Origin of the sequence: Thermosipho sp. (in: thermotogales) (assembly GCF_020054775.1) — a bacterium.
GTDB lineage: Bacteria > Thermotogota > Thermotogae > Thermotogales > Fervidobacteriaceae > Thermosipho > Thermosipho africanus.
The window spans coordinates 1-8,194 of record NZ_JAIHAP010000079.1; the positions used below are offsets into that span (position 1 = coordinate 1).

An 8,194-nucleotide genomic window follows, 5' to 3' on the forward strand; every position below is an offset into this window, starting at 1 on the left:
TTTTACCAAAAAGGAGCTTTTGGTATTACTTTTTCTGCCTTTGAATTTGAAAAAGAAAAGTTATTTTCAATTTCCCATTTGTTTGAAAAGAAATTTAATGTAAGGAAACTTCCGAATTTGTAAAATTATCTAACATTTCTTTGGTTTTCTTAAAGAGGATATACCAAGTGATAAAAAAGAATGGACTAAAAGCTTGTAGAACCATCCGAAAGAAAATAAAATGCGCCAGGTTCAAAGGAAAAAGTTTAAAATGAAAATAAGTCTTAAGTGTAGAGTAAATAAAATAATTAACATTCTATCTACTATCTTTACTTTCATTCAACTCATAGCACGCCTTTTGTAAATTATCACCTTAAAAAATACTCCATCTTTAATAAACTCTGGGGTTTTTAGATTTTTAGCCCTACATAATTCCACTAATCTTTTTTACCCCTGTTCCCCATTGCTCAACATAACTTATTTCTTTGAAAAACCTTGCAATAACTCTATTTCTAATTTCCGACCGCCCTTGCAAAATAAGCTCAACACTTAGATTCCCAGGAAGTCCACCTGGAAAAGTTTTCTCAACTCTACCATCAAAAATTGCAAGTTTTATATCTAAACCTTTAATTGAATAATCTCTATGAACAACAGCATTTACTAATGCTTCTCTGATTGCTTCAATTGGGTAATATAGCTGTCTTCTCTTTTTTCAAGATGTTTTATAGCAAAATTAAATGCATTTTCAACTCGCTTAGAGCGCGCTCTAAAAAATTTTTTAATATACAACTTCAAAGCAAACAAAAAACTATTATAGCCCAATTGTGCAATATCATCTTTATTCATATAATTTCCTTTGCCATTTTCCAAACTCTTTGTTCTCTTACAGCTTTCATATACATTGTTTTCCAATCACCTGTTCTACTATATACCTTTCTTTGTATTTTTCTTTATACATCCATTTCGCTTTTTTCTCACTTCATTTTTTACTTTTGTATGTATGGTATCTTTTACCGGAACTATTACTAATTTCGCTTTTTCAAAAAAACGTTTTTAGTACTTTCATGCTTCTTCCACCTAATGCATCTTCCATTATACATTCTGACTCTATCTTTAACCCTTGTTTTTTCTTACTTTCATTATTCATTTCACTCTCAATAATTTAAAGTAAGTGGTTGATGATATCCACAGATAATCTTTTTAAAAACAAATTCATGGACATGTAGATTTTCTCTTCTTTAGCTAAGGTTTTATGCAAAAAAGATTATAGCTTGTTTTTGCCTTTTTGATATGTTTTTTAGAACACACTTTTTCAGAAGATAACAATCAGTTTTTTATCAATTTATTACCATCCATGAAGAAAATTTATTCAAAATTTTACAAGTTATTAATTATCAATTTAAAAAATTATGAAATATTAAAAAATTATGAAATATTTATTGTAAAAAAAGGAAAATCAAAAAAAATTAAACTTGTATTTAAATAAGTTCGTAGATAAAATTAGAATGTGTTACTAAACATTAATATCGTAAATATCATCAAAATTATTTATAACATTTCATGTGTGATAAACCTACTATCAAGAAAAGATTCTTATTTTGATAAAAATTAAAGTGATTGAATCTTAAAAAATATGTAATTTCTTATAATATCAAAAATTAATAGACTGATATAAAGTTTGTTAAAAAAAACACAAATATAATAAAATAAAAATCTATTTTGTAAAAGAAATCAAATTACAGCTAAAAAAACAACAAGATAAATTTTGTAATTTGATCCAGATAACAAATCGATATTAGATATGCAGTAGCGGAAAAATTCATGAAAAGAGGTGAAAATTTAAGTTAACGGGGTTACCAAAAAGGGGGGTGAGAGTATGAAGTTTGTCGTAAAATGGGTGTTTGCTACTTTGTTGGTTGTTTTGATTTCTCAAGCGTTTGCAGGTGGGGTAGTCCCTCTAATTGAAGATCCAGGGTGCAGTGTTACCTCGTGTACATGGTTTTATGTTGGTGATCTAAGGTGGCAAGCTTTTGGTGAAGCACAACATTATAGTTCTAACGGAGTCCCTCTTACTGTAACATTAGTAGTCGATATCACCTGTAAAAGTCCTTACTTGGGTATAACATTGTGCCATGGAAAAGCTAATGCTTCAGGGATGGGCATAGTAAAAACTACATGTTACTGCTCTCCTGCAGGAGAAGCTGCAATTTGTTTTGCATTTTGCAGTTGCAGTGGCATGTAAGTTTTTGGGGGTGAGTATATGCACGCTAATTTTGTTAACGCACGTGTTGGTTTCATCATATTATTGCTCGTAATCTGGACCATATCCTGCTTTGCTCAACCCACTACTGTTGCAGGTCAGTTCACAGACACAAAAGCTGGAATGTTCTACACCTTTGCTCGCATAGTTCCACTGTACGATACACCGTTATCGTCTGTTTACGCACCTTTTGACCTGCACAATGCAAAGTTCGGGCAGATAACGATGAAAGGTGAAACGTTCGATGTCATAACTGGTTTAAACGATGGGAAAGAAATACTGTTAGTCGATGGAAACAGGAACAAAAATCTTTCCGATGATGAGGTCTATGTTCAAACATCATCCGTGACGAACATGACCACGTATATCGTAAAACTTATATTCAATGACGGAAGTTGTTACTATGTTGCCTTGTGGCGTATGGAAGACAAATTATACTACTGTGGTATCACACGAAAAGAGGGATGGCTTTACGTGGGAAACAAAAACTACAAAGCAGCGATCGCCGATACAGATTCAGATGGGTGGTACACAAAAGACGCGATATTGCTCATGGTGGACTTGAATGAAAACGGTAAATTCGATGGACCAGAGTTGTTCAGAAAATACGTAAAGATAGGGAAAGAATACTTTACAATAGAAAGCGTCACCAAAAACGGTGACTCTATAGTTCTTGAAAGATGCGCAACTTCTGTACTTATCCCATTTGTAGGGGAACTATTCCCAGATATTTCCTTCAAAGATGTTAGTGGTAGAGAAATAAATCTGGTGGACCAGGCGGGACAGTGGAAAGTAATTTACTTCAACTTCTTGACCGACTCGGAAATGCCGAAGATAAAAACATGGCTTGATGCGTTATCAGGTTTTTTGAAGATGGGGGTAAAACCTTATGTACTACTTCTAGTATCATCTTGCTATTGCCAAACATGTGAAGAGTGTCCGGAGGATGTAGAATCTCTGGCTGAAAAATACAAGGGATTGACAATCATTCCGATATCCCGTGAGGAACTTGATGAGGTAACAATCAGGTTGAGGTTGTTGTATCCCGAAACGATAATGGTAGTATCTCCGGATAATGTACTTATTTACAGAACGAACGCAGGTGCAGTGACAGAAGGGGTTATATGGAAGCACACAATCTCCATGCCGACGGTTGAACAATTTTCGCGTTTGATAAAAGCGTTGATAGAAAATTAAGACGAAGGTGTGGTACGTTGGTCGGAAAACGTGTTTATTTTCTGCAATATACATCCTTTATAGCCTTTGCTGGGGATTTTGTGTGGATAGGGTATGTGTTTTGAAATTTACCACCCCATTGGGGGTGGTTTTTTACATAAGACATGGAAAAAGGGGTATGATATGAAATACGGATAAAAACATCTGAACCAGCAATTTGGTGTATCGTTACACCTTGAAAGTTCCAGAATATCGAATCCCCACAAAAATCGCATATCTCAAACCCGTATGGATAGCGGAATTCAGAACCTGCAAAACTTAAAAAAATCAAGAGAATAAAGTTTGGCTTTGAAGAGATGATATAGTATGACTGAACTTACTTACACATTTTCTTGGGTAAGTCTCAAGTTTTCTATGTAAATTTCTCCGAGCTTTTCAATAAAAGATACTTTATCTTTTACTTTCTTAAATCACACCGAATTAATTTAAGGTTTAAATATGCTGGAAAGAAAATTATAGGATCTACAAGCTTTGATGCATTTCCATTTTGAAAACTAAGAAGCTTTTTATGCTTTCTAAGAAAATCTAAATCTTTTCTTTTTAAAGTATTTGAGTATTTTTCAGTATAATCACTGTAAAAACTTACACCAGATGCTGTAAAAATATGAAAAACATAATTTGTCCCTTTGTTAACTACGGCAAACTACCTGTTTTACATACTCATACCTTTTTTACACGTTTTTACAATTAGTTTTATCATTGAATCTCAATTTAAATAATTTTATGAAAAATACTCTATATCGAGTATCTTCCTAAATCAAGTAATTTCACACTCACTTTATCTTTCCACTTAGGAGGTATTTGTTGTTTTAATTTTTTTCTAATTCTTCTTTACTCTCATTTTTATTACCAAAATAAAACACCAAATAAATACCGTACTTTGCTTCTCTATTACTTAAGTACTTATTAATCAATTGTTCATTTAAAGATTTTAGCAATTTTGGATTTTTGTTCAATTTGCATTCTATTCTAACTTTCCAGTTACGCTTTTTTTCAATAACTTCTATATCCGACCTGAAATTTTCTATCAGTGACTCTCTTATAAAATTATCATTAGATTTCCATAGATTAACCAATGCATCTCTACATTTTTTCTCATTTTTATGCTTTTTATTTTCCCAAAACAAATCCTTCTCATTATTTTCATTTCTTTCTATTCTTTTTATTAGTTCATCTAACTCAATTTCAACCTTCTTAAAAAACTGATATTCATTCATTGGTAAATCTTCAAAAATAAACTTCTTTAATTTGTTTATCTCCCAAATAGTAAAATCAGAATTTTTTCCACTCTTTTCGGCAATAGTTTTTTTAATTATTTTATTCCAGTACTCGGAAATATCTTTATTATCTAACTTTTTTAACTCATCTAAACTTAAGAGATTGATTAAACAATATTTAACAAAATTAATCGTTAAATCTAAATCTGATTGAAATCCATTATGAAGATGAAATACACATCAGAAAACAATACTTTTGCATAATTTCGTAATTATTCATAGCCTAATTTTTAAATCAAATAAGTTATAAAATGTTTCTTCGGCATGTATATTTAATCTTTTCAAATATAAATTTTATTATTTTTCTCTGATCATTTGTATTTGAAAGTAGCTTATCAAATATATAAACATCTTCAGTATTTTCAAGCACAATAGCAGTTGCTTCTCTTTGCTCTTTACCCACAAAAGATCTAGATGACAATTTTCCCTTTATATACTCTAATTCAAGATTTCTAAATAAATCTCTATCTTTAATAAATTCTTTTACAGAAAATTCTGAAATCTCAATTGGCATAGTTATTGACACAATGTTTTCAAGTCTTAATACTTTAATGCTATTTGGCAATAAATATGCAAAAATAAAAAAAAACTCAATGAACTTCCCAGCAAACTATGGCCACATATATCAAATGTAGAATTTTGATAACTTTAATATTACATATTGTAATTTTCTATTCCTTCTACAAATGTATATTTTCCTAAAAGTACCTTATAAACAACTAACAAGTATCTTTATGCCAACTAAATTTAAATTCAGTTTTTTATCTTTTCATGTATTTATAAAATAAACCAAGCATAACTCCCGATTTATTTCACTTTCGACGGCCTTTCAAATCTCGTATTTGTCAACAATACATGTATCTTTTTCCCTTCTTTTCTTCTTATATATATTCAAACTCTTCCATAGCGTTTGAATATATTATTAATCACCCCTATTTTATCCCTTCCATCTTAAAATATTCTAACAACTGCTTTTTCACTTTTCATACCCATCCCCTGTTATATTCGCTTTTACCTCTATTAAGTAAAGTATTCTCTATTGTTCAAATTAATTAGTAAATCTATCCATTCTTTTTTTTAACTAAAAATAACTCACACTAACGAAAAACTCCTTTAAAAAAGGATCACAGAACAATCTTTCGATCTTATCTATTTTTACTAAGTACAACCATGCGAAAAATAGAATTTCTTTACTTTTTTACACTCCCTATTTGTAAGTTATTTTTCCAGCCATTTTAAAAACAATCTAACGTGCTTTTCGTTTTTTAGTTGAATTAAAACTAGTTTCCATTTAGGCTTTCAATATTTGACCCATCTATTTCTAATAAACCAATCCCTGTAATATTTTTTTACTTTGTTTGATAATAATTTGTTTGACATTAAAATCAAATGGTATTTATTCATCAAACAAATTAGACAAACGCGAACGCTTTTATCGAATCTATTCGACAAATCAAAACAAATTAATGATGTGATTTTCTTAAAATTTCTTGGATTATAAAAATCATCAGTTTTAGAGCGTCGGATATATCAACAATATATAAACCAAATTTAAGTGCTGCCTTAATTTTATATTTATCCTATTTTGTGCTATATATTTAAATTTTTATAGGGCAGTAAATCTTTAAAATATAGTACTTGAATCAGGTTTATAGTTCGGAATCAAAATTCTAATATTTATTGGCGGATAATTAAAATTTACACTACTTAAAACTGCCTCACCAACACCAAGTTTTGGTACAATATTCACAACATTATTATCTTTTGGAAGTACATATTTTAATTTTTCTATATCATTTGTATTCGTTAAATTGTGAATAATATAAGTTCCAAACTGACTCAAAACCCCATCTGGAATATCTCCAGGTCTTTGAGTGATAATACATAAAAATACACGTTTTTTTCTAGTTTCTTTGGCAATGCATTCAAAAGAATTTAATTTATATTTCTTTAACTCAATATCTCCATTTTTATTTAAAAAATTATGAGCCTCATCAAGAAACACTATCAATGAATTATTGGAATTTTTAACAATATTATTTCTTGCCATTTTGAGTATTTTTCTCCCTATTAATTCAACAACTATTTCCTTGATATTATATTCTGAAACTACTTCTTCAAAATCCAAAATTAATAACTTTTTATTATATAGATCATCATTATTGTTTTTAATAAAATTTTCGATAATTGTTAATATATTTCTCTCTTTATCAAGTTCTGTGTTAAATATTTTATTGTAAAACTCACTATTCAACAAATTATTAAGTCTCGCAATCATTGGAACACAATATCCAAAAGTTTTTTCATCATTTTCCCATTTGTCACTATTTCTACTCAATTTAACACATTCATATTCAATTTGTAAAGGTAATTTTTTTAAATCGACATTCTGAAGATTATTTCTTATTATTTCATCATAAAATTCCATATAAATTTCGTTAAATACTTTTGGCGAATTATTTTCTTTTTTTATATTTTCATTTATAACGAATTTTTCACAAAAATTTTTGTATTTTTTATATTCATCTCCTGGTTTTTTTTCACTTAATTTTTTACTTAAAATTTTTGCTAACTTTAAAGATTGAATTGCATTATTTAATTTTGGAAGTTGAATTCCCTCAGACGGGACTAAAAGTAAATATAAATCTTCTAAATTCATATCTTGAGGATTTAGGTAAGAATCTACCCCAAGCTTAAATATAGAAACAGAATCCCTATCTTTAAATGCTTCAGCATATTCTCCAGTAGGATCAAAAATAATAACCTTTTTATTATCCATTTCAATTAAAGCTTCTGTCAATTTTGCCACAGTCCAGCTTTTTCCACTCCCAGTTGTTCCTACAATAGCACAATGTCTTGAAAAAATTTTTTCTAAATCATCTATTTTTAAAAATTCGTTATTTACAAAAGTTGCAAATTCAAACTTTTTGTTTCGTTGTTGCGTTTTTAAAATTTCCCTTAATACTTTTTTACTTGCAAGATAAACTCTAGCTCCAACATTTGGAAAATCAGCAATTGTTTTTTTTATTTTTAAATCTATATAATCAAAAGAAAATAATATATTTACTTTTACTCTAGGGTTAAAATCAGCTTCTTTATTTTCAAGATTTTTATCCATAATATTTTTTCTCTCTTTTTCCAGAAACTCAATTTCAAAAATTTGTCCCAAGAAACCATACTTATCTCCTTCTATTACAACATATGAATTTAACAATCCACCATGAAAATCTTCTCCATTATAATAATATTTAGTTAATTTTTGAACATAGGGTGTATTTAAAACAACATAATTTAAATTAACTTTAGAAATATAACCTATCAACAAATTCCTATCAAAAAAAGAATATACTGCTCCCCTGAAGGATTGGACAGTTAGAAAGTAGAGAGTATAATCATATACGAAGGGGAGTGAAAGATATGAGAAAGAAGTTTTCTGCTGAAG

Annotated in this window: 7 protein-coding genes; 2 read left to right on the forward strand and 5 right to left on the reverse strand. The window is 29.2% G+C overall.

Going from position 1 to position 8,194, the window contains the following annotated elements; translation table 11 throughout:
- Nucleotides 1-403 precede the first annotated feature (403 nt).
- Both JG780_RS09680 and JG780_RS09685 read right to left on the reverse strand, forming a co-directional pair.
- Nucleotides 404-664, reverse strand: a complete 261-nt coding sequence (locus tag JG780_RS09680) for an ATP-binding protein (protein WP_353844467.1) — start codon at nt 662-664, stop codon at nt 404-406.
- On the reverse strand, nt 640-825 hold the full coding sequence (locus tag JG780_RS09685; protein ID WP_287570376.1) for a hypothetical protein: 186 nt from the start codon (nt 823-825) through the stop codon (nt 640-642). The genes JG780_RS09680 and JG780_RS09685 overlap by 25 nt, the downstream gene beginning before the upstream one ends.
- Before the next feature lie 1,030 nt (nt 826-1,855).
- On the opposite strand from JG780_RS09685, the gene JG780_RS09690 reads away from it, so the two are divergent.
- Together JG780_RS09690 and JG780_RS09695 are read left to right on the forward strand one after the other, a co-directional pair.
- Nucleotides 1,856-2,221, forward strand: coding sequence for a hypothetical protein (locus JG780_RS09690; protein WP_287570378.1), 366 nt, complete (start codon nt 1,856-1,858; stop codon nt 2,219-2,221).
- A gap of 18 nt (nt 2,222-2,239) precedes the next feature.
- The gene (locus tag JG780_RS09695; protein ID WP_287570381.1) at nt 2,240-3,436 is read left to right on the forward strand and encodes a TlpA family protein disulfide reductase; all 1,197 of its coding nucleotides are present in this window, start codon (nt 2,240-2,242) and stop codon (nt 3,434-3,436) included.
- Nucleotides 3,437-4,284: 848 nt separating this feature from the next.
- On the opposite strand, the gene JG780_RS09700 is transcribed toward JG780_RS09695, so the two are convergent.
- From JG780_RS09700 to JG780_RS09710, 3 genes are all read right to left on the reverse strand, one after another.
- Nucleotides 4,285-4,692, reverse strand: a complete 408-nt coding sequence (locus JG780_RS09700; protein ID WP_287570383.1) for a DUF8371 domain-containing protein — start codon at nt 4,690-4,692, stop codon at nt 4,285-4,287.
- A 304-nt stretch (nt 4,693-4,996) separates the two neighbouring features.
- Nucleotides 4,997-5,317, reverse strand: a complete 321-nt coding sequence (locus JG780_RS09705) for a hypothetical protein (RefSeq protein ID WP_287570384.1) — start codon at nt 5,315-5,317, stop codon at nt 4,997-4,999.
- Nucleotides 5,318-6,376: 1,059 nt separating this feature from the next.
- Nucleotides 6,377-8,194, reverse strand: a 1,818-nt coding sequence (locus JG780_RS09710; RefSeq protein ID WP_287570386.1) for an ATP-binding protein, incomplete at its 5' end; no start/stop codon positions are given.